Genomic DNA, 26,332 nt, shown 5'->3' with positions numbered 1-26,332 from the left:
ATGCAAGCCCCCCGATGTCCCCACCAAGGGCTAGGGGAAATCTAAGTCGCATCCGGTATCATTCCCGCCTCGCTTAGGGGGATGGTTTGGATATCGTGATGCAACTGGTCGACATCGTTCTGCATGTCGACAAATCGTTGGGACTGCTCATCCAGCAGTACGGTGCGTGGGTCTATGTGCTGCTGTTCGCCATCGTCTTTGCCGAGACGGGCCTGGTGGTGCTGCCCTTCCTGCCGGGCGACACGCTGCTCTTCATTGCCGGCGCCATGTGCGCGACGGGCCAGATGGACGCCTGGTTGCTGATCGTGCTGCTGGTGATTGCCGCGGTCACCGGCAACACCGTCAACTATTTCGTTGGCGCGTGGATCGGCCCCAAGGTATTCGACGGTCACATCCGCTTCCTCGATCACGAAGCGCTGATGAAGACGCACGGCTTCTATGAACGCCACGGCGGCAAGACACTGGTGATGGCGCGCTTCATCCCGGTGGTGCGCACGTTCGCGCCGTTCGTGGCCGGTGTGTCGAAGATGACGTTTGCCAAGTTCCAGCTCTTCAACATGATTGGCGCCGTGCTGTGGGTGGCGATTCTCGTGTTGTCGGGCGAGGCGTTCGGCAACGTGCCGGTGGTGCGTGATCACCTGAACACGATCGTGCTGATCGGCCTGGGCGCGGCCATCGTGCCGTTGATGCTGGGCGGGCTGTGGAAGCTGCTCAAGCGCCGTCGCGGCGCCGTGGCGCAGAAGTAAGCGTCAGTTGAGGTTCTTGCTCATGGCGCGCAGCGTTGGCATGCGCTCCTTGAGCTTGGGCGTGTCGGCTGCATCGGGCCGGGCGTCCACATAGGCTTCTAGGTCTTCCAGCGCGGGCCGGAAGCACTCCAGGTTGGCGTAGGCTAGGCCCCGGTCGCGCACTTCCTCGATTGAATCGGGCAGCAAAATCACGAGCCGCTGCTGCACCGCCAGCAGGCGCTGCCAGCGTGATTCCTGCAAGTAGATCGCCTTCAGGTTGCGCAGCATGCGCGCGATGATCTCGCGGTGCGTGGCCACCTGCAGGAACACCCCGAGCGGCACCGTGTTCGGGTCTTCGATGCCTTCCTTTTCCAGGTACGGATCGAGCATGTCCTGCAGCTCTTCCTTCGACAATGTCTGCCCCGTCAGCGGATCGAGCACGACCTCGCCCGCGGGAATGCTCATGCGCACCAGGAAGTGGTTTGGGAACGACACGCCCTTGAGCGGCAGCCCGATCTGCTGGCCGATCTCCATGAGCAGCACCGCAAGCGAAATCGGAATGCCGCGCCGGCTTTGCAGGACGGCGTTCAGGTAGGAGTTCTCGGGGTCGTAGTAATCGTTCGCATTGGGGCCGAAGCCCAGCTCGCGATAGAAGAAGTGGTTGAGCAGGCGCAGGCGCTGGATGGCCGGCGTGCCGTCGGCGATACGGTTCTTGATGCGCGCGACCAGCAGGTCGATGGCGGCAAGCTCGGCCTGCAGGTCCAGGTCCGGATACGCGTCCTGCGCAATGGACAGGGCAGTTTCGGTGAGGGGGATGCTGTCGTCGTCCGCGACAAGGGCCGAAAAATAATCGAGGACTTTTGTGGTCATCAGATGGCCTTCTTTCGGAACGTGGAGAACTTCAATCCAGTCAGCCACAGTGTACCGAAATAGACCACCGCGCACAGGACCAGGCTTGCCCCCAGCAGCGCGATGCGCACGAGCGGTTTAGCGCCCAGTCCCACCCAATCGAAATTGTGGGCGAGCCACAGCAGCAGGCCGGCCAGCAGCAGCACGGCCGACGTCACTTGCGCGAGGAACAGCCCCCACCCCGGCAGCGGGTGGTAATAACCACGGCGGCGCAGCCCGAAGAACAGCAGCGCCGCATTCATCGTCGCGCCAAAGCTGATCGACAGCGCCAGCCCCGCATGCCCGAACACCGGCACAAAGAAGTAGTTGGAGAGCTGCGTCGCCGCCAGCACCACCAGGGCAATCTTCACCGGCGTGCGGATGTCCTGCCGCGCATAGAAGCCCGGCGCCAGGATCTTGATGACGATGAGCCCGATCAGTCCCACGCCGTATGACGTGAGCGCCTGGCGCGTCATCTCGACGTCGATGCCGGTGAACTTGCCATAGTGGAACAGTGTGGCCGTGAGCGGCGCCCCGAACACGAACAGGCCCACCGCCGATGGCACCGCCAGCAGCACCGTCAGCCGCAGGCCCCAGTCGAGCAGCGACGAATACTCTTCGCGGTTGTCGTCCGCGCTGGCTTTAGACAGGCTCGGCAGGAGGATCGTCCCGAGTGCCACGCCCAGCAGCGCGGTCGGGAATTCCATCAGCCGATCCGCATAGTTCAGCCATGACACGCTGCCCGTCGGCAGGCGCGACGCAATGTTCGTATTGATGATCAGGCTGATCTGCGCCACCGACACCGACAGCGTGGCCGGCAGCATCTGTTTGAGCACGCGCCGCACGCCCGGGTGATGCCACGCCGCCCGCACATTGAACGACACGCGCGGCAACATCCCAACCTTGCGCAGCGACGGAATCTGGATGGCGAGTTGCAGGATGCCGCCCACCATCACCGCATAGGCCTGTGCGTAGATCGGTGTCTCAAGAAACGGCGCCACGAACACCGCCGCCACGATGAACGAGACGTTCAGCAACACCGGCGTGAAAGCAGGTACGGCAAACTGCCGCCACGTATTCAGGATGCCCGAGGCCAGCGCCACCAGCGACACGAGCCCGATGTACGGAAACATCACTCGCGTCATGAACACGGCCGAGATATAGGCCTGGGCCTCGTGTTCCTTGAAGCCGGTTGCGACCGCCGTGACGATCAACGGCGCACCGATCACGCCCAGCGCCGAAATGATCACCAGGAACCACGTCATCACCGTGGCCACCGAATCCACGAGCGCGCGTGTTTCGGCCTCGCCCTGGCGATTCTTGAACTCGCCCAGGATCGGCACGAACGCCTGTGAGAATGCGCCCTCGGCCGAGAGTCGGCGCAGCAGGTTCGGAATGCGGAAGGCGACGTTGAAGGCGTCGGTATAGACCGAGGCACCAAAGGCGCGGGCGATCAGCGTTTCGCGAATGAGCCCGGTGATGCGCGAGAGCATCGTCAGGCCGCTGATCGTGGCGAGGGTTTTGAGCAGATTCAAGATGAATGCGTGGTTGGGCGCCGCCCGGGAGGCAAACACGGCGATGGCGGTCTGACCGGCGACGCCATGCGGGGTTCGCGCCGGACGTGACAGAAGGGCGCAATTGGGGCCGTATTATAGGGACCGGCCCGCCATGCACTCAAAAGTGCCGCAAAAGCCGCAATCTGCTGCTATCCGGGCGATTTCACAACACGGTTTGCATTGGGTGGGAAAGTCTGCGTATAATTGCTGTCTTTCACCAATTTGCGCGCTTCGGCCTTCCGTGTCTCCCGGGGCGCTTGCTACCGTTTCTTCAGGGAATTTTCCATGGCAAACACCGCACAAGCACGCAAGCGCGCACGCCAAGCCGTCGTCCAAAACGCTCACAACTCGGCTCTGCGCTCGCGTCTGCGTACCGCGATCAAGGGTGTCCGCAAGGCTGTGGCCGCTGGCGACAAGACCGCTGCTGCTGCTGCTTTCAAGACGGCTCAAAGCACGATCGACAGCATCGCTGACAAGAAGATCGTCCACAAGAACAAGGCTGCACGCGCCAAGTCGCGTCTGTCCGCTGCCATCAAGGCAATGGCTGCCTAAGTTCGGGTGATGCCGGCCTCGGCCGGCATGGCGTGACGGTCAACGTTACGCACCGGCGATAAAAAAGCCTGTCTTCGGACAGGCTTTTTGCTTTTTGTACGCCAACGATTTGCGGCGCACGGTGTGGGGCGCTCTCAGTTTTTTGCGGATGCGCCGGCTTCCGGCAGGATGCAGGCTTCCACGAGTTGCAGGTTGTTGTCGTGCGCGAAGTTCAGCACGAAGTCGAGCGCTTTGGGTTCGATCTCGCGCAGGCGCTCGTCGACGAACACGCTCTTGATGCCGCCCGACATGACGGGGCGCACGTAAGGGGAGTAGCTCAGGCGGGGGTCCCCAGTGTCGCCGGCGGGGCGGAACTGCGCCATCACGCCGCACAGCCGATCGGCCCAGTCGCTCGGGCGGAAGGTTTTTCCGTCGCGGGTGACGCCCTGGATAAAGAATTGGCGGGGGTTGGCTGCCATGGACTGCGTGGGGCTGTGGAGATTTGCAAATGACTTCGACCGTGCGGGTGCCGCAGCGTTCGAGCGGGGTGCACTTGTGGTGCGATGATGCGCTTGCCTGATTGCCAGTTCATGAACCCGGCGGACCAGCTTGTCGTGCCGGTTTGCGGGCCGGTTGAGGCATCCGAGGCAGCCAGTATTATATCTTATATAAGACTTTCATCGGCCTTTCACTCGCGCCTTGATGGCAGCCGGGCCGCCCGGGCCGAAACTCGCCAAACTGGCGGCGATCCCGTATGATGGACTGAATCTTCACCAGACAAGGCGGCTAGGGCGACGTGCCACGGAATGTTTCCGGCGCGTCATCTGCGGGCCGCCTTCGTTGTTTTATGAACCCACCAAGCTCGATCAAGCACTACCTGCAGTTCAAGGACTTTTCGCTGGAAGAGTACGAATACCTGCTGGACCGTTCCGCGATCCTCAAGGCCAAGTTCAAGAACTACGAGACATGGCACCCGCTGCACGACCGCACGCTGGCCATGATCTTCGAGAAGAATTCCACGCGTACGCGCCTGTCGTTCGAAGCCGGCATCCACCAGCTCGGCGGCCACGCGGTCTTCCTCAACACGCGCGATTCCCAGCTGGGACGCGGTGAGCCGATCGAAGACGCGGCGCAGGTCATTTCCCGCATGACCGACATCATCATGATCCGCACGTTCGGGCAGGAGATCATCGAGCGCTTTGCCGCGCATTCGCGCGTGCCGGTCATCAACGGGCTGACCAACGAGTACCACCCGTGCCAGGTGCTGGCCGACATCTTTACCTTCATCGAACACCGCGGCCCGATCAAGGGCAAGACCGTCACCTGGGTGGGCGACGCCAACAACATGGCGTACACGTGGATCCAGGCGGCTGAGATTCTCGGCTTCCGCTTCCATTTCTCCGCACCGAAGGGCTATCAGCTGGATCCGGCCATGGTGGCCGATTCCAGCCTGCCGTTCGTGCACGTGTTCGAAAGCCCGCTCGAGGCCTGCGACGGTGCCCACTTGGTGACCACCGACGTGTGGACCAGCATGGGCTACGAAGCCGAGAACGAAGCGCGCAAGAAGGCCTTTGGCGACTGGATGGTCACCGAGGCGATGATGCAGCGTGCGCAGCCCGATGCGCTGTTCATGCACTGCCTGCCCGCGCACCGCGGCGAGGAAGTCGAAGCGGCCGTGATCGACGGCAAGCAGAGCGTCGTGTGGGACGAAGCGGAAAACCGCCTGCACGTGCAGAAGGCGCTGATGGAATACCTGCTCTGCGGACGCTACTAAGCCGCTACTGAGCTGAAGCCATATAAAAAGGCCGCTCCGATTGACGTCGGAGCGGCCTTTTTTTGCCTTGAATCAGCGGGCTGTTACTTCTTGCCGCCGTCCAACTGGGGCAGTGCGTTGCTGGTGCCCAGCGACAGGAGGCCGGCCTTGGAGTAGATCGCCAGTTTGTCGCGCGTGTCCATCAGGTCAAGGTTGCGCATGGTCAGTTGGCCGATACGGTCGGCCGGGCTGAACGGTGCATCTTCCACCTTTTCCATCGACAGGCGCTCAGGTGCGTACGTCAGGTTGGGCGACTCGGTGTTCAGGATCGAGTAGTCGTTGCCGCGGCGCAGTTCCAGCGTGACGGTGCCGGTGACGGCGCGGGCCACCCAGCGCTGGGCGGTTTCGCGCAGCATGATGGCCTGCGGGTCGAACCAGCGGCCCTGGTACAGCAGGCGGCCCAGGCGCAGACCGTTGATGCGGTACTGCTCGATGGTGTCTTCGTTGTGGATGCCGGTGACCAGGCGTTCGTAGGCGATGTGCAGCAGCGCCATGCCCGGGGCTTCGTAGATGCCGCGGCTCTTGGCTTCGATGATGCGGTTCTCGATCTGGTCGCTCATGCCCAGGCCGTGGCGGCCACCGATGCGGTTCAGCTCCAGGAACATCTCCACCGGGTCGGCGATTTCCTTGCCGTTGACGGCGACCGGGCGACCTTCGTCAAACGTGACCGACACTTCTTCGGCCTTGACCTCGACTTCCGGCTTCCAGAACGCCACGCCCATGATCGGGTTGACGATGCGGATGCCGCTGTTCAGGTGCTCCAGATCCTTGGCCTCGTGGGTGGCGCCCAGCATGTTGCTGTCGGTCGAGTAGGCCTTTTCGGCGCTCATCTTGTAGCCGAAGCCTTCCTTCGTCATGAAGGCGGACATTTCTGCGCGGCCGCCCAGTTCGTCGATGAAGGTCTGGTCAAGCCAGGGCTTGTAGATCTTCAGCGCTGGGTTGGTCAGCAGGCCGTAGCGGTAGAAACGCTCGATGTCGTTGCCCTTGAAGGTCGAGCCATCGCCCCAGATGTGGACGTCGTCTTCCTTCATGGCGGCCACGAGCATGGTGCCGGTCACGGCGCGGCCCAGCGGCGTGGTGTTGAAATAGGTGATGCCGCCGGTGCTGATGTGGAAGGCGCCGGCCTGGATGGCGGCGATGCCTTCATTGGCCAGCTGCGGGCGGCAGTCGATCAGGCGGGCCTTCTCTGCACCGTACTCCATCGCCTTGCGCGGGATGGCATCGTAGTCTTCTTCATCCGGCTGGCCGAGGTTGGCAGTGTAGGCATAGGGCAGGGCGCCCTTGTTCTTCATCCAGCGCAGCGCGGCGCTGGTGTCGAGGCCGCCGGAGAAGGCGATGCCGACCTTCTGGCCGACGGGAACGTGTTGCAGGATGGTTTCCATATCTTTCTCTTCAGATAGTCGGTGCTGGCGTTGGGGCGGCCTTGGGCGCGCTCAGGCGCGCTTAGGCGTAATGGCAGATGTAGTGATATGCCTCAGTCACACGGATATCGAACTTGGAGTTCGCCGGGACGTGGAAGCTTTCGCCCGCGCCGGAGGTCTTCCACTCGTCGGTGCCGTCGAGCTTGTATTCGCACGAACCGCCCACGCATTCCATGATCTCGGCCGCAGCCGTGCCGAAGGTCAGCGTGGCCGGCAGCACCACGCCCACGGACTTCTTGGTGCCGTCGGGCAGGGTAAAGCTGTGGCTGACGCACTTTCCGTCAAAGTACACATTGGCCTTGGTGGTGAGGCGGACGCCGTCAAAGGTTTCGGTGGTCATGGATCGAAAAAAGCGGAACGCGCAAAAAGGGTTGTCTAGGGTCGAATCCGCCATTTTAGGGCATGATCCGGCCAGCGCCACGGGGGCGCCTGAATCTGGGGGAAAAAGCATGCGGAAGCCGGACGGCAAGCACATCAACCTCGCACTGCAGGGCGGCGGCGCGCACGGGGCGTTCACATGGGGTGTCCTGGATGCGCTGCTCGAAGACGGACGCCTGTCGTACGAGGGCATTACCGGCACCAGCGCTGGTTCGATGAATGCCGTGGTGATGCTCGACGGCCTGCTTGAAGGCGGTCCTAAGGGCGGTCCAGAGCGGGCCCGCGAGAAGCTGCACGCGTTCTGGCTGGCGGTGTCGACGGCCGGCTCGCCGCTCTCCGCCATGGGAGAGAACGCCAAGACGTTGTTCTCCGGCAAGCCGCTGTTTCCCGATAGCTGGCCGGTGACGGACTGGATGCGGCTGTGGGACAACTGGATCAGCGCCACGGCCCAGGGCGCGCATTACAACCCGCTGCGCGACTTGCTCGCCAGCCACGTCGATTTCGACCGGCTGCGCGCCTGCGAGAGCACAAAGCTCTTCCTGGCCGCCACCGACGTCAACACGGGCAACGTGCGCGTGTTCAATACGCCCGAGATCGACGCCGAAACCGTGCTCGCCTCCGCCTGCCTGCCGTACCTGTATCCGGCCATCGAGATCCACCGCCACCACTACTGGGATGGCGGCTATATGGGCAACCCCGTGCTGTTCCCGTTCTTTTACGAGACCAAGACGCAGGACATCCTGCTCGTGCACGTGAACCCGATCGTGCGCAAGGAGGTGCCCGACCAGCCGCACGAGGTGATGGAGCGGCTCAACGAAATCACCTTCAATGCGTCATTGCTGCGCGAGATGCGCGCCATCGCCTTTGTGCAGAAGCTGATTGCGGAAGACTGGCTCAAGCCCGAATACCGCGATCGTCTCAAATACATCTACCTGCACGCGATCCGCGCCGACAAACCGCTGGGTGATCTCTCCTCATCGACCAAGCTGGTGACGGACTGGAGTTTCCTGACCATGCTCAAGGAGCGCGGCCGGCACGAGGGCAAGGCGTGGCTGCGCAAGCATTTCGACGATGTGGGCAAGCAGGGCACCGTCGACATCCAGAAGGAATACCTGCGCGGGCAGGACATCTAGATAACGACCGGCTCGGGTTCGATGCGCACGCCAAAGCGCGCGTAGACGGCGTCCTGAATTTCACGCGCCAGCGCCATCAACTGCACGGCGCTGCCGCCACCCCGGTGCACGAGCACCAGCGCCTGTTTTTCGTACACGCCAACCGCGCCGCTCTGGCGGCCCTTGAAGCCGCATTGATCGATCAACCAGCCGGCGGCGAGTTTGTAGGTGCCGTCCGGTTGCACATAGCCGATCAGGTTGGGGAAGCGCTCCACCAGCGCATCGCGCGTGGCGGAATCGACGATGGGGTTTTTGAAGAAGCTGCCCGCGTTGCCAATCTCGGCCGGATCGGGCAGCTTGCGGCGGCGGATGGCGACCACCGCGTCGAAGATGTTCTGCGCGGTCGGGCTGGCGATGTTCTGCGCCGCCAGCTCGCGGGCGAGCTCTGCGTAGTGCGTGTCGGGCTGCCAGTCGATGGGCAGAGCGAACGTCACCTCGGTGATGACGTAGCGATCGGCACCGGCACGCTTGAACAGGCTGTCGCGGTAGCCGAAGGTGCAATCGGTGGCATCCAGCGTGACGAACTCGCCGGCGTGGCGATCGTAGGCGCGCAGCGAGTGGAAGCGGTCTTTGATCTCCACGCCGTACGCGCCAATGTTCTGGATGGGCGCCGCGCCGACCGTGCCAGGGATCAGCGCGAGGTTTTCCAGCCCAGGCAAGCCGTTGGCGACGGTGTGTGCGACCAGGCCATGCCACGATTCGCCACCACCGGCGGTGACGGTATGAAATTCGCGGCCATCGATCGTCGCCCGGCCGGTGGTGATGCCTGGGATCTCCATCAGCAGCACCAGGCCCTCAAAGTCCCGCGTGAGCACGACGTTGCTGCCGCCGCCCAGCACCAGCACGGGCAGACCCTGTACGCGGGGGTCGGCCAGCGCGGCGGGGATGTCTTCCGGCGTGCGGATGTGCGCGGCATAGCGTGCGGTGGCCTCAAAACGGAACGTGTTGTGCCGGCCTAGGGGATAATGCGTGTCGAGCAACGCCATGGCGCCAAATCTGCTGGGAAAGCCCGGATTATAGAAGCCATGGCGCACGCGGCACCCGCAGGAAGCTGCCGCAGCAACCCGATTCAAGTCTGCAAGGAGAACACGATGCCGTCGTTTGACGTGGTATGCGAAGCCAACATGGTGGAAGTGAAGAACGCCGTGGAACAGGCCAACAAAGAGATTTCGACGCGATTCGACTTCAAGGGCTCCGACGCCCGCGTCGAGCACAAGGAGCAGGAACTCACGCTGTTTGCCGATGACGATTTCAAAATCGGCCAGGTGAACGACGTGCTGATGAACAAGATGGCCAAGCGCAACGTCGACGTGCGCTTCCTGGACTACCAGGACAAGCAGAAGATCGGCGGCGACAAGATGAAGCAGGTCGTCAAGATCAAGAAGGGCGTGTCGGGTGACCTGGCCAAGAAGATCGTCAAGACGATCAAGGACAGCAAGATCAAGGTCCAGGCCAGCATCCAGGGGGATGCGGTGCGCGTGACCGGCGCCAAGCGCGATGATCTGCAAAGCGTGATCGCCATGCTGCGCAAGGACGTGAGCGACACGCCGCTGGATTTCAACAACTTCCGCGACTGAGATCGGTTGGTCATCCAGGCAAAACGCCCCGCACGTGCGGGGCGTTTGCATTAGCGCCGACGGATTGGGCGTTACTGCGACAGCTTCGTCACCTTCAACGCCGGGTCCGCTGCGATGGCCGCTTGCGAGAACGGCAGCCGGTTCCAGCGCTTGGCCGAGAACTCGCGCATCTGGTCGAACGCGTGCGGCGAGGCCGGGTCGGTCGATTGGCCGTAGGTCAGGAGGGCATCGGCCACCGGGCCCTGGTCGTCGAACGTGACGGTCTGGATATAGCTGGTGCCGAAATACACCTCCAGCCCCTTCGGCCCGATCGGCAGGCTCGACAGCTTGTTGAGCACGCCTTCGTACTCTTCGCCGCCCTGCAGGGCGATGAGGCCATTCGGCGCGTGTGCCGCCTGCACTGTGCCCAGCGGGGCATCCAACGCGAAGCCGGCGGTGCGAACCGCACCCACGGCTTCCTTCAACGCCTTGAACACGGCCGCGCGCACCGTCGCATCGCTCATGCGCAGGCTGCGCGGCGTGTGGATCGGGTCAGCCGGATTGAAGTCGACTGCGTACACGTTCGGGATGTCCTTGGCGCGCATCCAGAACTCGCGGAACAGATGTGCGGCGCGGGCGTCGACGTTGTCCGTGAGGTTCCACTGCGCGAGGGCAGCGCAGCCGTCGCGCACATCGGCATCGAGGGTGCCACTACCAGCCTTGCACGCGGCGAGCAGATCGTCGCGCACCAGATGGCCGGCAAGGTTGGCATCGCGGAAGATCATCGCCTGCAGGTTCGGCAGGTTGACCTTGTTGCTGGACAGGCCGTCGGTGCCGGCAAGGCGGCGCTCGATCTCGATGATGCCGATGCGGGTGCGCAGACGCTGCGGCACGTCGGTCGAGCCCATCACCGGCGAGAAGCCGGTCAGCTTCTGCGCCGGGTTGGTCAGCCACGAGCTGTCGTTGCTGTTGGCGACGTAGTCGTCGCGCTCGAGCACCGGCATGCGCGCGGGCGCCACCAGGCCCGGCACCGGCGATGCGGGATCGGCTTGCCAGTCGCACGCGCTGCGCGAGCCGTCGAGCAGCACCAGCCCCACGCCCTTGAACAGCTTGTCAGCCAGCGGCGACGGCGCGCAGCGCTTGAGCGCTTCGGCGGAAACATCCGGCGTGGTCGACACATCGGCAAACAGCGCGCGGCCATTGCGGTCGGTGGCAATCGTATTGACCCAGGGAATGCCGAGGTTGCCGATCGCCTGGCGGATGCCCGCCACGTCCTTCGCCTGCGCGATATGTAGCCATGTGTCGATCGAACGCGTGTTGTTGCGGTTGGCGTCGCGCAGCGTGTAGGCCTTCTGCGAGGTCCATGGCATGCCGCCCGCGGGCATCGACAGCACGGGGCCGTACACGGTGTTGTAGAACGTGTGCGTGCGGCGCTCGATGCGGCCGTCGGGCAGCTTCACGTCAAAGGCCACGGTGCGCGTGGTCATCTTGTGCGGCTTGCCGTCGATGAGGTAGGTGGTCGGGTCGCCCTCGGCCAGCTTGAGTTCGAACACCGTGAAGCGGCGGCCGGTGGAGACGGTGTGCGTCCACGCCACGTCCTTGTTGAAGCCGATGCTGACGACGGGGAAGGCGGCAATCGATGCGCCCATCACGTCCAGCTCGCCGGGCACCGTTAGGTGCACCTGGTAGAAGCGGTTGGTGGTCGTCCACGGGAAGTGCGGGTTGCCGAGCAGCACGCCGCGGCCGTTGTCCGTGGCGGCCTTGCCGAAGGCCCAGCCGTTGGAGCCGATGGGCATGTCGCGCAGCTGCAGGTCGCGGTCGAGCGCGGCGGTGTCAACGGCGTGCGGCGGAACAGCCGACACGGGCGCACCGCCTGGCGGTTGCGCGGCCACGATGCTCTGCAGCATGGCGCCCGCGCTGGCCTGGATGGCTTTCTCTTCGCCCATCAGCATCATGTCGGCCAGCGTGAGCGGGCGCACCCAGGCGGCGTTGCGGCAGGCTGCAGGGCGATTGGCCGCCGGCGTGTCCTTCAGGTAGCGGTTGTAGCCGGCGATGTAGCCGCGCAGCAGTTCGCGCGCTTCGGGCGACATCTGCGCATAGCCTGCGCGCAGGCCAGCTTCGTCGAACGCGCTCTTGAAGAACGCATCCGACTGCGTGTTCGGGATCGGTTTGAACGAGACGGTGACGGTGCCTTCCGGCCCGAACGTCTTCGAGCGCTCACCGTTGACGGTGACGACCTGGTCGGCCAGCAGGCAGACGTTGTCCTGCGCGTAGGCATAGGCCATGCCGAAGCCGAGGCTGGCGTAGTCGTTGGCGCGGATGTGCGGAATGCCGAAGCGGGTGCGGCTGATCTCGGCCGAGAGGCCGGTATCCGAAGGCGTGGCCCAGCCACTCTCGGCGGTGCTTGCGCAGCCCGCCAGTGCCGCGAGTGCGGCCATGGCAAGTGTGCTGCGCAGTGCAAATCCCTGCGTCATACGTGTCTCCTGATGTCGGTGTCGTTATGGGCGGCTGTGTCTGTGCGCAGCCACCGTCGCATCCTCAGGCGGATAGGGTCGAATCTGAAAGAGGTATTCCCGCCAAAGATGGGGTCAATATCGCCACACAGTGTGCCGCCCGCGCCTATACTCCGGCATGCCCAAGATCGATCTGCTGACCTTTCCCGACGCCGGCTTTTCCACGCTCGCAACCGCTGCCGACACGCTTGGCGTGGCCAATGCGCTCGCCTCCATGCAGGCCGGCAAGCGGACCAACGCCGCCGGGGCGCCGGTGTTTGGCTGGCGGCTCGTCGCGCGGGATCCGGCGCGTTGGCAGGCGGCCGCAACAACGCTCGCGTGCCGTTGCGATGCCCTGCCGAAAGACGATGCCGAACTCGGTGATGCGCTGATCGTGCCGCCGCTGCATTTCGACCACATCGGCACGCTGGAGCAGCGCCTGACCTTGCTGGAGGTGGAGCGCGCCACGATTCGCCGCTACCTGGAGGCGGGGCGGCTGGTGGCGTCGTCGTTTACGGGGGTGGCCATGCTGGCCGACGTGCTGCCCGCCGGGCAACGGCTGACGGTGACGTGGCTGATCGCAGGGTGGGTGCAGGGCAATTGGCCGCGGCTGAAAGTGGTGCCGGCGCAGGCCATCGTCAGCAGCGGCAACGTCATCACCGCGCGGGCGATGGAGCACGGTGTGGCGCTCATGCATCGCGTGGTCGGGCGGCTGGCCGATGCGCGGCTCGCGCGCACGCTGGGCAACACGGTACTCGACCACCCCTCACGCGGCGAGGCCATCGGCATCTGGCTGCGCAGCAAGCCTGCCATCCGCGACAGCGTGGTCCTGCGTGCGCGGCGTTATCTGCAGCAGCATCTGCACGAAGCGTTCGATCTAGGAAAACTCGCCGCCGCCGCTTCAACCAGCGAGCGCACGTTGCTGCGGCATTTCACGAAGACGGTGGGGATGTCGCCGCTGCAATTGCTGCATCGGCTGCGCGTGGAGCGCGCATGTCACCTGTTGGAGGTCAGCACGCTGAGCCTGACAACGATTGCCGAGCAGTGCGGCTATCAGGACATGTCTGCCTTCCGGCGGTTGATCCGGCGGCACACGGGGCGGCCGCCGGGGGAACATCGGCGCGCCCATTCGGTGCGCGCCGAGCTGCGCAATTAAGCGGCTTTCTTCTTCTCGCCGATGCGGCTTTCCTTGCCGGCCAGCAGCTTGGCGATGTTGGCGCGATGGCGCGCGATCAGCAGCACGGCCATCAGCGCAACGGCCCCGGCAACCCAGTCGAAGCCGAACATCAGCACGTAGAAGAACGGCGCAAACACCGCCGACACCAGCGCCGCCAGCGACGAGTAGCGGAAGAACACCGCGATGATGAGCCACGTGGCCAGCGTCGCCAGCCCCAGCCACACGTTGATCGCCAGCAGAATGCCCGCCGCCGTGGCCACGCCCTTGCCGCCCGCAAAGCGGTGGAACACGGGAAACAGGTGACCGAGGAACACGGCAATCACCACCAGTGCGATGCCCGTCTCATCCACACCAAAGCGCGGCGCCAGCAGAAGCGCTGCCCACACCGCCAGCCAGCCCTTGGCCGCATCGCCCAGCAACGTCAGGATCGCGGCCTTCTTGTTGCCCGAGCGCAGCACGTTAGTGGCACCCGGATTGCCCGAGCCATAGGTGCGCGGGTCCGCCAGACCCATCGCGCGGCTGACCACCACGGCAAACGAGACGGAGCCGATCAGGTAGGCGGCCACGGCAAAAAGGACGGTTGCGACGACTAGGGACATAGCTCTTCTGTGAAATCAGGCTGCGGGATTGTAGCGCGGGCCGTAGGGTGCCCCAGCCGCCGCGTTCGTTTCAATCGGGGTTTGCACAGTTGACGGGCTGCGCGTTCAGCACTGTGGTCAGCGCGCTGGGCGCAATGCTTACCAGAAAGCCGCGCCGCCCGCCGTTGATGTAGATGCGATCCAGCTCCAGCACGGACGCTTCCACGTACACCGGCATCGCCTTGCGCACGCCAAACGGCGACGTGCCGCCGACCAGGTAGCCGCTGTGCCGCTGCGCCACCTCGGGCTTGCACGGCTGCACACTCTTGCGGCCTGTCTGGCGCGCGAGGTTCTTGGTGGAGACCGAACAATCGCCGTGCATGAGCACGATCAGCGGCTTGGCGTGTTCGTCTTCCATCACCAGCGTCTTGACGACGTGGTGCTCGTCCACGCCGAGCTGACGCGACGACTCGGTCGTGCCGCCCTTGTCGACATAGTCGTACGTGTGTTCGGTAAAGGCGACGCCGTGTGCCTTGAGGAACTGCGTGGCCGGCGTTTCGGAAACGTGTTTGGACTTGCTCATGCGAGAAAGGGGACAACGCTATCCGCGCGGATGGTGCTGCGCATGCAACGTGCGCAAGCGCTCGCGCGCGACGTGGGTGTAGATCTGCGTGGTGGAAATATCCGCGTGGCCGAGCAGCATCTGCACCACGCGCAAGTCGGCGCCGTGGTTGAGCAGGTGCGTGGCAAATGCGTGCCGCAGCGTGTGCGGGGAGAGCGGCGCGCGAATGTCCGCGCGCAACGCGTAGCGTTTGATGATGTGCCAGAACGCCTGGCGCGTCATGCCTTCGCCGCGTGCTGTCACGAAGAGCGCATCAGCGGTGCGCTCGCCGAGCAGCGCGGTGCGGCCATCGCGCAGATAGCGTCGCAGCCAATCTCCAGCCTCTGCGCCGAAGGGCACCAAGCGATCCTTGCCGCCCTTGCCGCCGATCACGCGCACCACGCCTTCGTTCAGGCCGATCTCCACCGTCTTCAACGCGACGATCTCCGACACGCGCAGGCCGCTCGCATACATCAGCTCGATCATCGCGCGGTCGCGCAGGCCCAGCGGCGTGTCGACATCGGGCGCGCTGATGAGCGCCTCGACCTGCGCTTCCGATAATGTCTTCGGATAGCGTGGCGGCTGCTTGGCCGTAGGCAGCAGGCGCGACGGATCGGTGCTCACCACGTGCTCGCGCAGGGCCCACACGAAGAAGCGCTTGAACACGGTGCGACGCCGGTTGGCGGTGGAGGCGCGGCTCTCGGCATGGCGTGCCGCAAAGTAATCCGCCAGGTCACCGTCTTCGGTGTCGGCGATGGCTTTGTGGCGCTCGGCCAGCCACTGCGCGTAGAGCGTCAGGTCGCGCCGATACGCGTCGAGCGTGTTGCGCGCGAGGCCGTCCTCGAGCCACAGCGCATCGCAAAAGCGCTGGATGGCATCCGCGCTCTGCGGGGGCAGGGCGGGCGCTTCGGTGTTCTTCAATGCAGCCTTGCTCATATCAGCATCACGCCTTCGTGGCGCAGCAGCCAGTGCTTGATGTTCAGCAGGTAGCCGTCGGTGTGGTGCGAGAACCCGCCGATGCCCGAGGCGCTCACCACGCGGTGGCACGGGATGAGGATCGGGAACCCGTTGTCGCCGCACGCCTGGCCCACCGCGCGCGGCACGCTGCCGATCTGCTTGGCGATGGTGCCGTAGGTGATGACGCTGCCGCACGGGATGGCGCGGATGGCGTTCCACACACGGCGCTGGAAATCGGTGCCGGCAGGGGCGAACGGCACGTCGAACGTGGCGTTGGGGTTGCTGTAGTACGCGTCGAGCTGGCGGGCCAATGTGCGGATCAGGTCGTCATCGGAGTCGACAGCGGGCGTGCTCTCCGGCAGGTAGACGAGTTCGCGCAGCGCGCCCCCAGCAGCGCGCACGCCCAGCTTGCCGAAGGGCGCTTCGAGGACGGCTTCGAATGGGGGCGGCATGACGGAGTCCGGCGTGGGGAAACGATCCTGAGAATCTAGCATGCCGTCCCGCACCGGGCCGCCGGGCGTGGCTGCTCAGCTGCCGAGTAGCCCGCTTTTCAGATCCCGATCGACCGGATTGTTGCCGATGAAGATGCTGAGCACGGCCTGGTAGAAATCTTCGCCGGGGATGGCCCGGGTGCGTGCCACACCGTTGATGGTGATGGTGGTGCCCGCGTCGGGCGTGTAGTCGAAATTGATGGTGTCGCCGCGCTTGGTGGAGCCGATCTGGCGCATCGCGTCTTCGAGCTGCGTCAGGCGATCAGCCAGCCGCGTCATCTGGATTTCGGTTTGGTTGCGGTGGATGCCGTCGTTCAGCGCGTGGATGAAGGTGTCGGCGCCCACGTCGCGCAGCGGGTGAATCTGCAGCCGCTTTGGCCCCTTCATGCCCAGCACGACTGCCGCGTTCTTCGCGCGCTCGGGCAGGTACAGCCCCGCCACGTACCCTTTGATGACGAACACCGAACGCAGGCCCGTGCCGTTGAGCAACAGCTCGCGACCAGCCATCTGGGTGGCTTCATCGAATGGCACGCCCTCGACCTTCACCGTGGCCCATGCCGGCGCCGCGCAGGCGGCGCACAGCAGCACGCCCATCACGCCACCGCGCCACGCGCGCCGAAGGGCAGACAGGCGCAACGATGCGCGGGCACGCACGGCAACCTGCAATGCGCGGCGGAGATCAGCAAGGGCGGAGAACATGAAATGAGCGGTTTGAGATTAAGCCGCCATTTTCCCGATATTTTATTTGCTAACAATTGGTATCTGCCCTGATGCGCAAGCGTTTGCAGGCCAGGCGGCGTAAGGCCCTGCTGGCAGCAGCGTTAAGCAAGATTTCATTTCCTTATGCTATAGGCGCATATTGTTTTGTTTTAAAAACAATATGCGGATGAACCAGGAAGGTCCGATTAAAGCAGGCACTCGGTCTTGACGCGCTACGTGGTCAAGGAGCGTGTGCTCACGTCGCTTGTGCCAGCGCCCAGGTCACGTGTTCACGCACGAGTTCCGATGCATCTTCGGCACGCGCATGCAGAGCGGCAATCAGCTGCGCGCGTACGGTGTCGGGCAGCGGCCCGCGCAGCGCGTTGCCGATGGCCACGGCAATGTTGCGCAGCCAGCGCTCGTGCCCGATGCGGCGGATCGGGCTGCCTTCGAGCCGCTGGTTGAATTCTGCGTCGGTCCAGCAGAACAAGCCGGCCAGCGTGGCCGAGTCCAGCCCGTTGCGCACGTCAAAGTCGTGCAGGTTGGCCGGCACCGCAAACTTGTTCCACGGGCAGATGAGCTGGCAGTCGTCGCAGCCGTAGACGCGGTTGCCCAGTGCCGCGCGCAACTCGACCGGGATGCTGCCCTTGTGCTCGATGGTCAGGTACGAGATGCAGCGGCGCGCGTCCACCGTGTACGGCGCGACGATGGCCTGCGTGGGGCACACGTCGATGCAGCGCGTGCAGTTGCCGCAGTGCGGCTCCACGGGCGGATCGACGGGGAAGGGCAGGTCGATCAGGATCTCGCCGAGGAAGAACATCGAGCCCGCATCGCGGTCGAGCAGCAGCGTGTGCTTGCCGCGCCAGCCCAGGCCGCCGTTGCTGGCCAGCGCCACTTCCAGCACGGGTGCGGAATCGGTGAACACGCGAAAGCCATACGGCCCGACGGCGCCGGCAATCTTTTCGGCCAGCTTTTGGAGGCGTTGGCGTAGCACCTTGTGATAGTCGCGGCCGCGCGCGTAGAGCGAGACGGTGGCGTCGTGCGGGCGGCGCAGGCGATCCCACTCGACGGCGCGCCAGTCGCTGTGCGCGGCTTGCTGACCGGCGCCCGAATGGGTGCCATGTGGCAGATACGGCATCCGCGCGACGATGGCGCGTACCGTTCCGGCAACAAGTTCGGCCGGGCGGGCGCGGAGCATGCCATGGTTCGCCATATAATCCATGTCACCGTGAAACCCCTGCGCAAGCCACGTCTGGAGCCCTTCTTCCGCGTGCGACAGGTCGACATCGGCGATGCGGACGGCATCGAAGCCGAGTTCGGCACCCCAGGAACGGATCTGCGCCACCAGCGCGAGCATGCCGGCCTCGTCGGCTGGCAAGCGCGCATCCAGGTTCGTTTCGAATGAGGACGTTGGGGTGGCGGACATGCCTAAATTGTACGCAATGCCCACCGTGCTCCCTGCTCTCATCTGCCCGTCATGCCTTCTGGTCTGACCCCTCCGCTCGCCGAGCACACCTTTTCGCTCGCCGACGAGGCCGCCACGTCGGCCTTTGGTGCGGCGCTCGCGCGGGCCGTGCTGGCGCTGGGTCCGAGGCCCGTGCAGGTGCAGCTCTCGGGCGACCTGGGGGCGGGCAAGACTACGCTCTCGCGCGCCATCCTGCGGGGCCTCGGGCACACCGGTCGCGTGCGCAGCCCCACCTATACGCTAGTCGAGCCGTACGACGTGACGGGAACCACCGGCACGCAGAAGGTCTATCACTTCGACCTGTATCGTTTTGCCGACCCGGAAGAGTGGACCGACGCGGGCTTTCGCGACTGCTTTGCCGAACCCGCGCTGTGCCTGGTCGAATGGCCCGAGAAGGCGCAGGCGCTGCTCGGCACGCCGGACTTGCATATCGCGTTATCGGTCGACGTTGTGCACGAAACCTACGATGACGGCGTTGAGCATGCACCGCGCCTGGCGCGTCTGAGTGCTCGCACGCAGACCGGCGTTCAACTTCTCCAGCTGTTGCAACCCTAGTTCCATGCTGATCAAGCATCTGCCGACCGATCAACCGGATGATCCTGCCCTCCCGAGCCAGGCTCGCCGCCAATGGCTCGCGCGCATGGCCCGCGCTGGCGCGGGCACCGTCATCCTGAGCCTGGTGGGCCCGCAGATCGCGCGCGGCGCCAACATCGTTGCCGTGCGCGTGTGGCCGGCCGAGGACTACACGCGTGTGACCATCGAATCCGATGTCGCACTCAAGGCAACGCACCAGCTCATCCAGAATCCCGACCGCCTGATGGTCGACATCGACGGGCTTGATCTGAACCCGACGCTGCGCGAACTGGTCGCCAAGATCGCGCCGAACGATCCGTACATCCGCCAAGTACGCGTGGGCCAGAACCGGCCGAGCGTGGTGCGCCTCGTGTTTGACCTGAAGGAAAGTGTTAATCCGCAGGTATTCACGCTGCTGCCGATTGCCGGTTACCGCAATCGGCTCGTGTTCGATCTGTACCCGACCAACCCGCCCGACCCGCTGATGCAGCTCGTGCAGGCCACCGAAGCGAAGCAGGAGCGCTTTGCCGCTTCGGGTGGCACGCCGATGCCCGAGGCGTCGGACGACGATGACCCGATCGCCGCGCTGGCACGCCGCAACAGCGGTGGCGGCAGCCCGGTCACTGCGCCGAGCGAAGCGCCAAAACCCGCGCTCGCCAACCGCACGCCGCCGCGCAAGACGCCGCCGGCTACGACCGCAAATCCGCCATCGACGCTCGCCAACGTGCCGAACACGCCGCCGCTGGAGACCGTTCCCGAGCAGTCGGTGCCACGCGCGCCCTCGAACGGCCCACGCATGCGTCGCCTGCTTACGGTCGCCATCGACCCCGGCCACGGTGGCGAAGACCCGGGCGCCACGGGCGGTGCCGGCACGCACGAAAAAGACGTGGTGCTGTCGATTGCCCGCATGCTCAAGGCCAAGATCGACGCGCAGCCCAACATGCGCGCCATGATGACGCGCGATTCCGATTACTTCGTCCCGCTGGGCGTGCGCGTGCAGAAGGCGCGCCGCGTGCAGGCCGATTTGTTCGTCTCCATCCATGCTGATGCGTTCGTCACACCGGAAGCGCGTGGTGCCTCGGTGTTCGTGCTGTCGGACCGCGGGGCGTCGAGCGCGCAAGCCAAGTGGCTCGCCAATAAGGAGAACGCGGCCGACATGATTGGTGGCGCGAACCTCGGCTCCAAGGATGCGCAGGTCACGCGCGTGCTGCTGGACTTGTCGACCACCGCGCAGATCGGCGACAGCATGAAAGTCGGCAAGGCTGTGCTGGAGCAGATCGGCGGCATCAACCGCTTGCACAAGGGGCAGGTGGAGCAGGCCGGGTTTGCGGTGCTCAAGGCGCCGGACATTCCGTCCATCCTGGTCGAGACGGCCTTCATCTCCAACCCGGAAGAAGAGGCCAAGCTCAACGACCTCGGCCACCAGAACCAACTGGCAGATGCGATCCTGCGCGGCATTCGCGCGTACTTCGCCAAGAATCCACCGCTGTCGCACAACCCGGGCGTCTGACGTAGATGACCGTGCTTGTGCTACGCCAAGGCGGCGCGCCGGACGCCGATACCATCGCCGACATCCACACGCGCAGCTGGCAGAGCGCGTATCGCGGGATCGGGGTTCTGTCCGATGCGTATCTCGATGGCGCGGCCAGTGCCGACATGCGCGCTAAGTGGCGTACGCGCATGTCGACGCCGGTGGCCGGGCAGCACGTGTGGTGCGCTGATCTCGACGGTCAGACCATCGGCTTTCTCTGCGCCCTGCACGAAGACGGCACGCCCTGGGGCGCGCTCGTCGACAACCTGCATCTGCTGCCGGCCGCGCGCGGCCACGGCGTCGGCAAGCGGCTGATGGGCGAGGCGGCCCGCTGGGCCGCAGCTCAGGGGATCACGCAATTGCATCTCTTGGTGTATGAGGCGAACACTGCCGCGGTCGGCTTCTACGAGGCCCTGGGCGGTGTGCCGGTCAGCCGCGATTGGCTGGAGACGGCCGATGGCGGATACGCTTGGGTGCGCACCTACCACTGGCCGGAATTGGAACTTGCGGGGTTGATGGCCCTGCCCTGATCGGCCGGGACAGTCAGGCTGGGCGGCTGGCGGGTGCGCCGGCGCCGGCTTCAGCGTGCGCAACGCGATCCGCATACTTGCGCGCCAGCGCCGAGCACACGATCAACTGCAGCTGGTGGTAGATCATGATCGGCAGCACGATCAGCCCCAGGGCCGGGTTGCCGGCAAACAGGATCTTCGCCATCGGCACGCCGCTCGACAGACTCTTCTTCGAGCCGCAGAACACGGCGGTGATTTCGTCGGCCAGGCCAAAGCCTGCGCGTCGCGACAGCCACGTCGTCGCACCGAGCACGACAAACAGCAGTGCGCCGCTCATCGCCGCCACGGCCACGATGGTCTCCCACGGGTACTTCGACCACACGCCCGCGTGCGTCGAATCGGCAAACGAGTTGAAGACGATCAGCAGGATCACCGCGCGGTCGATCTTGTTGGTGATGGCCTTGTACTTGGTCATCAGGCCGCCGATGGCCGGACGTGCCAACTGACCCAGTACAAAGGGCAGCAGCAATTGCTCGGCAACGCCCAGCATCGCCTTGCCCACCGACAGCTCCGCACCCGAGGCCTGGATCACGAAGCTCATCAGCAGCGGCGTGACCATCATGCCGATCAGGCCCGAGATGGTGGCGTTGAAGATCGCCGCGGGCACGTTCCCCTTGCCAATGGCCGTCATCGCCACCGACGACGACACCGTGGATGGCAGCGCGCACAGGTAGAACACGCCCAGCAGCAACTGCGCCGGAATGAACGGCTTGCACACCACCAGGATGACGGCGCCGATCAGCGGGAACAGGATGAACGTGCAAGCCTGCACGAATAGATGCAGTCGCCAGTTGCGTGCGCCTTCCACGATCTTCTCGCGCGAGAGTGCTGCGCCGTGCAGGAAGAAAATCAGCGACACGCCCAGCTCGGTCACGATATCGAGGTGCAGCGGGCCGTCGCTGGCGCCGAGGGAAGGGAAGAGCAGGGCCAGCGCCACCATCACCAGCATGGCCTGGATGAACCCATCAATACGAGATAACAGCGGAATCTTCATGTGCGTACGCCATCACCATGACGTGACGGCGTGAGTCGGATAGCGGGATAGGCGCTATTGCACAACATCCCCATCTAGAATACAAATGCATTGATCGAATCAATTCATACAACGCCAGCATGAATGTGACCCTGCGCCAATTGCGCGTCTTCCTGGCCGTGGCGCGCGCGCACAGCTTCAGTCGCGCGGGCGACACCATCGGCCTGACGCAGCCGGCCGTGAGCCGGTCGATCTCGGAGCTCGAGGGCGAGTTGGGCCTGAAGCTGCTCGACCGCACCACGCGGGAGGTGGTGCTGACGGAAGTGGGCCGCTCGCTGGCGACGGCGCTTGATCGGCTGGTGGCCGATCTGGACGACACGCTGCACCAGGCGCGCCAAGTGGGCGAGCAGCGGCGCGGGCGCGTGGTGGTGGCGTCGAGCCCTACGGTGTCGACGCGGCTGATGCCGCTGTATGTGGCCGAGTGCGCGCAGCGCTATCCCGACATCCGCATGATCGTGCGCGATTCGGTGCAGGTCGACACGCTGCAACTGATCCGCACCGGCGGGGCGGATTTTGGCGTGGTGGTGGAGCCGCTCGACACCGACGGCCTGTGGACGGAGCCGCTGCTGACCGACCCGTTCTGCCTCGTCTGCCGCAAGGACCATCCGTTCGCCCAGCGCAGCAGCGTACGCTGGAAAGACCTGCACCGCACGGCAGTTGTATTGCTCGACCACGCGTCGGGCAGCCGCCCCCTGATCGATCGCATCTTCCTGCGTCACGGCGTTCAGCCAGACGTGGCTCAGGAGATGGGCCACAGCAGTGCCGTGTTCGGCATGGTGGAAGCGGGGATCGGCGCGGGCGTGGTGCCGTCGCTGTCGTTGCCGCTGCCGTCGTCGTCGCCGCTGGTGGCGGTGCCGCTCTCCCCGAAGGAGACGCGCGCCATCGTGTTGGCGCGCCGCCATGACAGGTCATTGTCGCCGGCGGCCGAGGCGGCCTGGCAGATGATTCGCCGGATGGCGCTGCCGGCCACTTGATCGTAGACCCTGTTCACCTTCCGTAGCGAGCGGCCCGAGGTTGGCGCGAGAAGCGAAGCCGCACACGTGTACGGCGAGCATCGCAGAGCCAAGATCGGGCTGCGCAGTAGGATGGTGAGCCGGGTCTTATTTCGGCTGCATGCGGATGGCGCCATCCAAGCGAATGGTCTCGCCGTTGAGCATCGGGTTCTCGATGATGGCGCGCGCAAGCTGGGCATATTCCGCCGGCTTACCGAGGCGCGGCGGGAACGGCACCATCTTGCCCAGCGCGTCCTGCACTTCCTGCGGCATGCCGAGCAGCATCGGCGTTTCGAAAAGGCCCGGGGCAATCGTCATCACGCGGATGCCGTCACGCGACAGGTCACGCGCCACCGCCAGCGTCATCGCCACCACGCCCCCCTTGGAGGCCGCGTAGGCCGCCTGTCCAATCTGCCCATCGAACGCCGCTACCGACGCCGTGTTGATGATCACGCCACGCTCGCCGCCGGCGTTGGGGGTGTTGCCAGCCATGGCCGTCGCGGCTAGGCGGATCATGTTGAACGTGCCGATCAGGTTGATGTTGATCACGCGCGCGAACTGATCCAGCGGGTGCGGCCCCGTCTTGCCCACCGTGCGCGATGCCGTGGCGATGCCGGCGCAGTTCACCAGCCCGCGCAGGGTACCCAGCGCAGTGGCGGCTTCCACCACGGCTTGCCCGTCGGCTTCCGATGCAACATCGCAGCGCACGAAGCGTCCGCCGAGTTCCTGCGCCAGTGCCGTGCCGGCCGCTTCGTTCAGGTCTGCAATCACCACCTTGCCGCCGGCCTCCGCCAGCGTGCGTGCCGTGCCGGCGCCCAGTCCCGACGCACCGCCGGTGACGATGAATACCTGATCGCGAATCTCCATGCCGTGTCTCCTTGGTTGTGGTGTGTGCGTTACTTGACGTTTACGTTCACGTCAATTGCAGCGCCATATGGTAGCGCGAAGCGGCCGGCGAGCGCGCAAAAAAAACGGCGCCTCACGATGGAGGCGCCGCTTTCCTTAGCGGGTCGGTGCAGCGCGTGCGCTCAGTCCTGCAGCGCGCCGAACACACGGGCGGTGATCTCATCCACAGTGCCCACGCCGACAATCTTGCGGTACTTCGGCGGCGCGACCTTGGCGGCACCGTTGCCGTTGGCCGCCCACTGCGAGTAGTAGTCCACCAGCGGACGCGTCTGGTTTTCATACACGTCCAGGCGCTTGCGCACGGTCTCTTCCTTGTCGTCGTCGCGTTGGATCAGCGGTTCGCCGGTTTCGTCGTCCACGCCTTCGGTCTTGGGCGGGTTGTACTTGACGTGGTACGTGCGGCCCGAGGCCACATGCACGCGACGGCCGCTCATGCGCTCGATGATGGCGTCGAACGGCACGTCGATTTCCAGCACGTAGTCGATGGCCACGGCGGCGTCCTTCATGGCTTCCGCTTGCGGGATGGTGCGCGGGAAGCCGTCGAACAGGTAGCCGTTCTTGCAGTCGGGCTGCTGCAGGCGGTCTTTCACCAGGCCGATGATGATGTCATCCGACACGAGGCCGCCGGCATCCATCACCTTCTTGGCTTCGATGCCCAGCGGCGTGCCCGCCTTGACGGCGGCGCGCAGCATGTCGCCGGTGGAGATCTGCGGAATACCGAATTTTTCGCAGATGAATTTGGCTTGCGTACCTTTGCCGGCGCCGGGCGCGCCCAACAGAATCAACCGCATGGTGACGAGTTCCTCAAGTTTTCGAATCTTGTCGCGCTCTCAAGCAGCGTGAAGCGCGTTGGGAATCGGTCCTCGGCGGGCAGATTCCCAAAACGCCTGAATGTGCGCCTGCGTAAGCTTTGGCGCAATCGACGCGAACAGGCAGCCTAGCGGGCGAACTTGACGCCAGCCTTACCGGACTTTGGGGATCAGGCACACGCCGGACGGCGGTACCCATGGCTCGATTTGTCTCCCTGTCACCGCTGTGGCGCCTGCGTGGGCGCCGCCATGCGGCTTGTCGTCCTCGCGATTATGCCACGGCGGGGCCGGGGTTTTGGCGGCCCTGCGCGCAAAGTTCAGAGAAATCGCGCGCTCAGGGGCCGTCCTGCGCCAGCAATTCGCTCCAGGCAGCGCGCACGCGGGCCAAGTCTTCGGGCGTATCGACGCCGGCGGCTGGGGCGTCGTCGGTGGTCAACACGGCGATGCGCTCACCGTGCCACATGGCGCGTAGTTGCTCGAGTTGCTCGGTTTGCTCGATCGGGGCGGCAGTCAGTAGCGGGAAGCGGCGCAGGAAACCGGCGCGATACGCATAGATGCCGATATGGCGCAGCACGGGCATGCCGGGCAGCGGGCGCTCGGCGACTGACCGTGCCATGACGGCGGGCGTCCAGGTGTCGCGCGCCCATGGCAGCGGTGCGCGCGAGAACAGCAGGGCGCGCTCTGCGGCATCCAGCACGACCTTGACGACGTTCGGATTAAACACGTCGGCTGGGTCGTGGATCGGGTGCGCGGCGGTGGCGATGGCGCAGTCGGGGTGGTCGCGCAGGTGGGCGGCCACGTTGTCGATCAGCGTCGGGGCGATCAGCGGTTCATCGCCCTGCACGTTGACGACGATGGCATCGTCGGGCAGCGCAAGCACGGTGGCCACTTCGGCCAGGCGATCGGTGCCCGAGGCATGGTCGGCACGTGTGAGCACGGCTTCCACGTGGTGCTGCATGCAGGCGTCGGCCACCGAGACAGCATCGGTGGCCACCACCACGCGCGCCGCGGACGACTGGTGCGCGCGTTCAGCCACGCGCACCACCATCGGCTTGCCGTCGATGTCGGCCAGCGGTTTGTTGGGCAGCCGCGTGGACGCCAGCCGCGCGGGAATGACAGCGATGAACGGCGCGTGCGACATGGCGATCAACCTTGATGCATCAGGCCGGATCGACCGGCGTGCCTTCCACGGTCTGGCGGGCTTCGTCGGCCAGCATGACGGGAATGCCGTCGCGGATCGGGTAGGCCAGCTTGTCGACGTGGCAGATCAGTTCGTTGTTGGCGCGGTCGTGTTGCAGCGTGCCCTTGCAGAGCGGGCAGACGAGGATTTCCAGCAGGCGATTGTCCATGGCGGTAGAGGCTCCGGGGCGGCCACCCGAGCCGGGGCGGCACGCCAGTACAGCGGATGAGGCAGAGGGC

Annotated in this window: 28 protein-coding genes; 10 read left to right on the top strand and 18 right to left on the bottom strand. The window is 65.0% G+C overall.

What is annotated here, in order from left to right:
• The first annotated feature begins 98 nt into the window (after window positions 1-98).
• Window positions 99-746, top strand: coding sequence for a VTT domain-containing protein (locus NG900_RS17375; RefSeq protein ID WP_252682606.1), 648 nt, complete (start codon window positions 99-101; stop codon window positions 744-746).
• A gap of 3 nt (window positions 747-749) precedes the next feature.
• Here the strand turns inward: NG900_RS17375 and NG900_RS17370 are convergent, their stop codons facing one another.
• On the bottom strand, window positions 750-1,595 hold the full coding sequence (locus tag NG900_RS17370) for a SirB1 family protein (protein ID WP_252682605.1): 846 nt from the start codon (window positions 1,593-1,595) through the stop codon (window positions 750-752).
• A complete protein-coding gene (gene murJ, locus NG900_RS17365) occupies window positions 1,595-3,148 on the bottom strand; it encodes a murein biosynthesis integral membrane protein MurJ (RefSeq protein WP_252682604.1) in 1,554 nt (517 codons plus the stop codon). The genes NG900_RS17370 and murJ overlap by 1 nt, the downstream gene beginning before the upstream one ends.
• A 306-nt stretch (window positions 3,149-3,454) precedes the next feature.
• On the opposite strand from murJ, the gene rpsT reads away from it, so the two are divergent.
• On the top strand, window positions 3,455-3,721 hold the full coding sequence (gene rpsT, locus NG900_RS17360; protein WP_004631753.1) for a 30S ribosomal protein S20: 267 nt from the start codon (window positions 3,455-3,457) through the stop codon (window positions 3,719-3,721).
• A 134-nt stretch (window positions 3,722-3,855) separates the two neighbouring features.
• On the opposite strand, the gene NG900_RS17355 is transcribed toward rpsT, so the two are convergent.
• Window positions 3,856-4,179, bottom strand: a complete 324-nt coding sequence (locus tag NG900_RS17355; RefSeq protein WP_252682603.1) for a DUF3579 domain-containing protein — start codon at window positions 4,177-4,179, stop codon at window positions 3,856-3,858.
• 368 nt (window positions 4,180-4,547) lie between these two features.
• Between NG900_RS17355 and argF the strand changes: the two genes are divergently transcribed.
• The gene (gene argF, locus NG900_RS17350) at window positions 4,548-5,474 is read left to right on the top strand and encodes an ornithine carbamoyltransferase (protein WP_252682602.1); all 927 of its coding nucleotides are present in this window, start codon (window positions 4,548-4,550) and stop codon (window positions 5,472-5,474) included.
• A gap of 83 nt (window positions 5,475-5,557) precedes the next feature.
• Here argF and argG read toward each other — a convergent pair whose 3' ends face one another.
• Together argG and ppnP are read right to left on the bottom strand one after the other, a co-directional pair.
• On the bottom strand, window positions 5,558-6,895 hold the full coding sequence (gene argG, locus NG900_RS17345; protein ID WP_252682601.1) for an argininosuccinate synthase: 1,338 nt from the start codon (window positions 6,893-6,895) through the stop codon (window positions 5,558-5,560).
• A 61-nt stretch (window positions 6,896-6,956) separates the two neighbouring features.
• On the bottom strand, window positions 6,957-7,274 hold the full coding sequence (gene ppnP / locus NG900_RS17340; protein WP_252682600.1) for a pyrimidine/purine nucleoside phosphorylase: 318 nt from the start codon (window positions 7,272-7,274) through the stop codon (window positions 6,957-6,959).
• Between the two features lie 109 nt (window positions 7,275-7,383).
• Here ppnP and NG900_RS17335 point away from each other — a divergent pair, with 109 nt between their 5' ends.
• Window positions 7,384-8,445 carry a patatin-like phospholipase family protein gene (locus NG900_RS17335; protein ID WP_252682599.1) on the top strand — a complete coding sequence of 354 codons (1,062 nt, stop codon included), beginning with the start codon at window positions 7,384-7,386 and terminating at the stop codon, window positions 8,443-8,445.
• On the opposite strand, the gene murB is transcribed toward NG900_RS17335, so the two are convergent.
• Window positions 8,442-9,470, bottom strand: a complete 1,029-nt coding sequence (gene murB, locus NG900_RS17330) for a UDP-N-acetylmuramate dehydrogenase (protein ID WP_252682598.1) — start codon at window positions 9,468-9,470, stop codon at window positions 8,442-8,444. The two genes, NG900_RS17335 and murB, sit on opposite strands and share 4 nt — an antisense overlap.
• Before the next feature lie 105 nt (window positions 9,471-9,575).
• On the opposite strand from murB, the gene NG900_RS17325 reads away from it, so the two are divergent.
• Window positions 9,576-10,061, top strand: a complete 486-nt coding sequence (locus NG900_RS17325) for a YajQ family cyclic di-GMP-binding protein (protein ID WP_252682597.1) — start codon at window positions 9,576-9,578, stop codon at window positions 10,059-10,061.
• A gap of 71 nt (window positions 10,062-10,132) precedes the next feature.
• Here the strand turns inward: NG900_RS17325 and NG900_RS17320 are convergent, their stop codons facing one another.
• The gene (locus NG900_RS17320) at window positions 10,133-12,514 is read right to left on the bottom strand and encodes an acylase (RefSeq protein WP_252682596.1); all 2,382 of its coding nucleotides are present in this window, start codon (window positions 12,512-12,514) and stop codon (window positions 10,133-10,135) included.
• A 157-nt stretch (window positions 12,515-12,671) separates the two neighbouring features.
• On the opposite strand from NG900_RS17320, the gene NG900_RS17315 reads away from it, so the two are divergent.
• Window positions 12,672-13,688 (top strand): GlxA family transcriptional regulator, encoded by a 1,017-nt coding sequence (locus NG900_RS17315; protein ID WP_252682595.1) that lies wholly within the window; start codon window positions 12,672-12,674, stop codon window positions 13,686-13,688.
• Here NG900_RS17315 and plsY read toward each other — a convergent pair.
• The 6 genes from plsY to queG all read right to left on the bottom strand — a co-directional run bounded on the left by plsY (window position 13,685) and on the right by queG (window position 18,461).
• A complete protein-coding gene (plsY, locus tag NG900_RS17310) occupies window positions 13,685-14,308 on the bottom strand; it encodes a glycerol-3-phosphate 1-O-acyltransferase PlsY (RefSeq protein ID WP_252682594.1) in 624 nt (207 codons plus the stop codon). The two genes, NG900_RS17315 and plsY, sit on opposite strands and share 4 nt — an antisense overlap.
• Before the next feature lie 70 nt (window positions 14,309-14,378).
• Entirely contained in the window at window positions 14,379-14,870 is a 492-nt protein-coding gene (gene ybaK / locus NG900_RS17305) for a Cys-tRNA(Pro) deacylase (RefSeq protein ID WP_252682593.1), read from the bottom strand.
• An 18-nt stretch (window positions 14,871-14,888) separates the two neighbouring features.
• Window positions 14,889-15,824, bottom strand: a complete 936-nt coding sequence (gene xerD, locus NG900_RS17300) for a site-specific tyrosine recombinase XerD (protein WP_252682592.1) — start codon at window positions 15,822-15,824, stop codon at window positions 14,889-14,891.
• Window positions 15,821-16,297, bottom strand: a complete 477-nt coding sequence (locus NG900_RS17295) for a methylated-DNA--[protein]-cysteine S-methyltransferase (protein WP_252682591.1) — start codon at window positions 16,295-16,297, stop codon at window positions 15,821-15,823. Before NG900_RS17295 ends, xerD begins: the two co-directional genes overlap by 4 nt.
• A gap of 75 nt (window positions 16,298-16,372) precedes the next feature.
• Window positions 16,373-17,035, bottom strand: coding sequence for a chalcone isomerase family protein (locus tag NG900_RS17290; protein ID WP_252682590.1), 663 nt, complete (start codon window positions 17,033-17,035; stop codon window positions 16,373-16,375).
• Between the two features lie 256 nt (window positions 17,036-17,291).
• The gene (queG, locus tag NG900_RS17285) at window positions 17,292-18,461 is read right to left on the bottom strand and encodes a tRNA epoxyqueuosine(34) reductase QueG (protein ID WP_252682589.1); all 1,170 of its coding nucleotides are present in this window, start codon (window positions 18,459-18,461) and stop codon (window positions 17,292-17,294) included.
• A 51-nt stretch (window positions 18,462-18,512) separates the two neighbouring features.
• Here queG and tsaE point away from each other — a divergent pair, with 51 nt between their 5' ends.
• The 3 genes from tsaE to NG900_RS17270 are packed head-to-tail and all read left to right on the top strand — an operon-like array spanning window position 18,513 to window position 21,134.
• On the top strand, window positions 18,513-19,055 hold the full coding sequence (tsaE, locus tag NG900_RS17280) for a tRNA (adenosine(37)-N6)-threonylcarbamoyltransferase complex ATPase subunit type 1 TsaE (RefSeq protein ID WP_315862377.1): 543 nt from the start codon (window positions 18,513-18,515) through the stop codon (window positions 19,053-19,055).
• Between the two features lie 4 nt (window positions 19,056-19,059).
• Window positions 19,060-20,583, top strand: coding sequence for an N-acetylmuramoyl-L-alanine amidase (locus tag NG900_RS17275; protein ID WP_252682588.1), 1,524 nt, complete (start codon window positions 19,060-19,062; stop codon window positions 20,581-20,583).
• A gap of 5 nt (window positions 20,584-20,588) precedes the next feature.
• Window positions 20,589-21,134 carry a GNAT family N-acetyltransferase gene (locus NG900_RS17270; RefSeq protein WP_252682587.1) on the top strand — a complete coding sequence of 182 codons (546 nt, stop codon included), beginning with the start codon at window positions 20,589-20,591 and terminating at the stop codon, window positions 21,132-21,134.
• 13 nt (window positions 21,135-21,147) lie between these two features.
• On the opposite strand, the gene NG900_RS17265 is transcribed toward NG900_RS17270, so the two are convergent.
• Window positions 21,148-22,167, bottom strand: coding sequence for a bile acid:sodium symporter family protein (locus tag NG900_RS17265; protein ID WP_252682586.1), 1,020 nt, complete (start codon window positions 22,165-22,167; stop codon window positions 21,148-21,150).
• Between the two features lie 119 nt (window positions 22,168-22,286).
• Here NG900_RS17265 and NG900_RS17260 point away from each other — a divergent pair, with 119 nt between their 5' ends.
• Window positions 22,287-23,180, top strand: a complete 894-nt coding sequence (locus NG900_RS17260; protein ID WP_252682585.1) for a LysR family transcriptional regulator — start codon at window positions 22,287-22,289, stop codon at window positions 23,178-23,180.
• Window positions 23,181-23,306: 126 nt separating this feature from the next.
• Here the strand turns inward: NG900_RS17260 and NG900_RS17255 are convergent, their stop codons facing one another.
• The 4 genes from NG900_RS17255 to NG900_RS17240 all read right to left on the bottom strand — a co-directional run bounded on the left by NG900_RS17255 (window position 23,307) and on the right by NG900_RS17240 (window position 26,262).
• A complete protein-coding gene (locus tag NG900_RS17255; protein WP_252682584.1) occupies window positions 23,307-24,065 on the bottom strand; it encodes a 3-hydroxyacyl-CoA dehydrogenase in 759 nt (252 codons plus the stop codon).
• A gap of 161 nt (window positions 24,066-24,226) precedes the next feature.
• Complete coding sequence (gene adk, locus NG900_RS17250) at window positions 24,227-24,895, bottom strand: adenylate kinase (protein ID WP_252682583.1); 669 nt, start codon at window positions 24,893-24,895, stop codon at window positions 24,227-24,229.
• 352 nt (window positions 24,896-25,247) lie between these two features.
• Window positions 25,248-26,054: a 3-deoxy-manno-octulosonate cytidylyltransferase gene (kdsB, locus tag NG900_RS17245; RefSeq protein ID WP_252682582.1), complete on the bottom strand. Its 807-nt coding sequence runs from the start codon at window positions 26,052-26,054 to the stop codon at window positions 25,248-25,250.
• 19 nt (window positions 26,055-26,073) lie between these two features.
• On the bottom strand, window positions 26,074-26,262 hold the full coding sequence (locus NG900_RS17240; protein ID WP_004631803.1) for a Trm112 family protein: 189 nt from the start codon (window positions 26,260-26,262) through the stop codon (window positions 26,074-26,076).
• Window positions 26,263-26,332 lie beyond the last annotated feature (70 nt).

The organism is Ralstonia soli (genome assembly GCF_023955655.1).
Lineage (GTDB): Bacteria > Pseudomonadota > Gammaproteobacteria > Burkholderiales > Burkholderiaceae > Ralstonia > Ralstonia soli.
This window is presented reverse-complemented; position numbering and strand designations above follow the sequence as displayed.

Excerpts from the sequence above, each read along its gene's own strand:
- rpsT (WP_004631753.1), top strand. The coding sequence starts at position 3,455 with ATGGCAAACACCGCACAAGCACGCAAGCGCGCACGCCAAGCCGTCGTC.
- plsY (WP_252682594.1), bottom strand. The coding sequence starts at position 14,308 with ATGTCCCTAGTCGTCGCAACCGTCCTTTTTGCCGTGGCCGCCTACCTG.
- argF (WP_252682602.1), top strand. The coding sequence starts at position 4,548 with ATGAACCCACCAAGCTCGATCAAGCACTACCTGCAGTTCAAGGACTTT.
- ppnP (WP_252682600.1), bottom strand. The coding sequence starts at position 7,274 with ATGACCACCGAAACCTTTGACGGCGTCCGCCTCACCACCAAGGCCAAT.
- NG900_RS17255 (WP_252682584.1), bottom strand. The coding sequence starts at position 24,065 with ATGGAGATTCGCGATCAGGTATTCATCGTCACCGGCGGTGCGTCGGGA.
- NG900_RS17370 (WP_252682605.1), bottom strand. The coding sequence starts at position 1,595 with ATGACCACAAAAGTCCTCGATTATTTTTCGGCCCTTGTCGCGGACGAC.
- adk (WP_252682583.1), bottom strand. The coding sequence starts at position 24,895 with ATGCGGTTGATTCTGTTGGGCGCGCCCGGCGCCGGCAAAGGTACGCAA.
- NG900_RS17325 (WP_252682597.1), top strand. The coding sequence starts at position 9,576 with ATGCCGTCGTTTGACGTGGTATGCGAAGCCAACATGGTGGAAGTGAAG.
- murB (WP_252682598.1), bottom strand. The coding sequence starts at position 9,470 with ATGGCGTTGCTCGACACGCATTATCCCCTAGGCCGGCACAACACGTTC.
- NG900_RS17335 (WP_252682599.1), top strand. The coding sequence starts at position 7,384 with ATGCGGAAGCCGGACGGCAAGCACATCAACCTCGCACTGCAGGGCGGC.
- queG (WP_252682589.1), bottom strand. The coding sequence starts at position 18,461 with ATGTCCGCCACCCCAACGTCCTCATTCGAAACGAACCTGGATGCGCGC.
- tsaE (WP_315862377.1), top strand. The coding sequence starts at position 18,513 with ATGCCTTCTGGTCTGACCCCTCCGCTCGCCGAGCACACCTTTTCGCTC.
- NG900_RS17375 (WP_252682606.1), top strand. The coding sequence starts at position 99 with ATGCAACTGGTCGACATCGTTCTGCATGTCGACAAATCGTTGGGACTG.
- NG900_RS17275 (WP_252682588.1), top strand. The coding sequence starts at position 19,060 with ATGCTGATCAAGCATCTGCCGACCGATCAACCGGATGATCCTGCCCTC.
- NG900_RS17240 (WP_004631803.1), bottom strand. The coding sequence starts at position 26,262 with ATGGACAATCGCCTGCTGGAAATCCTCGTCTGCCCGCTCTGCAAGGGC.
- NG900_RS17355 (WP_252682603.1), bottom strand. The coding sequence starts at position 4,179 with ATGGCAGCCAACCCCCGCCAATTCTTTATCCAGGGCGTCACCCGCGAC.
- NG900_RS17270 (WP_252682587.1), top strand. The coding sequence starts at position 20,589 with ATGACCGTGCTTGTGCTACGCCAAGGCGGCGCGCCGGACGCCGATACC.
- kdsB (WP_252682582.1), bottom strand. The coding sequence starts at position 26,054 with ATGTCGCACGCGCCGTTCATCGCTGTCATTCCCGCGCGGCTGGCGTCC.
- argG (WP_252682601.1), bottom strand. The coding sequence starts at position 6,895 with ATGGAAACCATCCTGCAACACGTTCCCGTCGGCCAGAAGGTCGGCATC.
- NG900_RS17315 (WP_252682595.1), top strand. The coding sequence starts at position 12,672 with ATGCCCAAGATCGATCTGCTGACCTTTCCCGACGCCGGCTTTTCCACG.
- xerD (WP_252682592.1), bottom strand. The coding sequence starts at position 15,824 with ATGAGCAAGGCTGCATTGAAGAACACCGAAGCGCCCGCCCTGCCCCCG.
- NG900_RS17295 (WP_252682591.1), bottom strand. The coding sequence starts at position 16,297 with ATGCCGCCCCCATTCGAAGCCGTCCTCGAAGCGCCCTTCGGCAAGCTG.
- NG900_RS17320 (WP_252682596.1), bottom strand. The coding sequence starts at position 12,514 with ATGACGCAGGGATTTGCACTGCGCAGCACACTTGCCATGGCCGCACTC.
- NG900_RS17290 (WP_252682590.1), bottom strand. The coding sequence starts at position 17,035 with ATGTTCTCCGCCCTTGCTGATCTCCGCCGCGCATTGCAGGTTGCCGTG.
- ybaK (WP_252682593.1), bottom strand. The coding sequence starts at position 14,870 with ATGAGCAAGTCCAAACACGTTTCCGAAACGCCGGCCACGCAGTTCCTC.
- NG900_RS17265 (WP_252682586.1), bottom strand. The coding sequence starts at position 22,167 with ATGAAGATTCCGCTGTTATCTCGTATTGATGGGTTCATCCAGGCCATG.
- NG900_RS17260 (WP_252682585.1), top strand. The coding sequence starts at position 22,287 with ATGAATGTGACCCTGCGCCAATTGCGCGTCTTCCTGGCCGTGGCGCGC.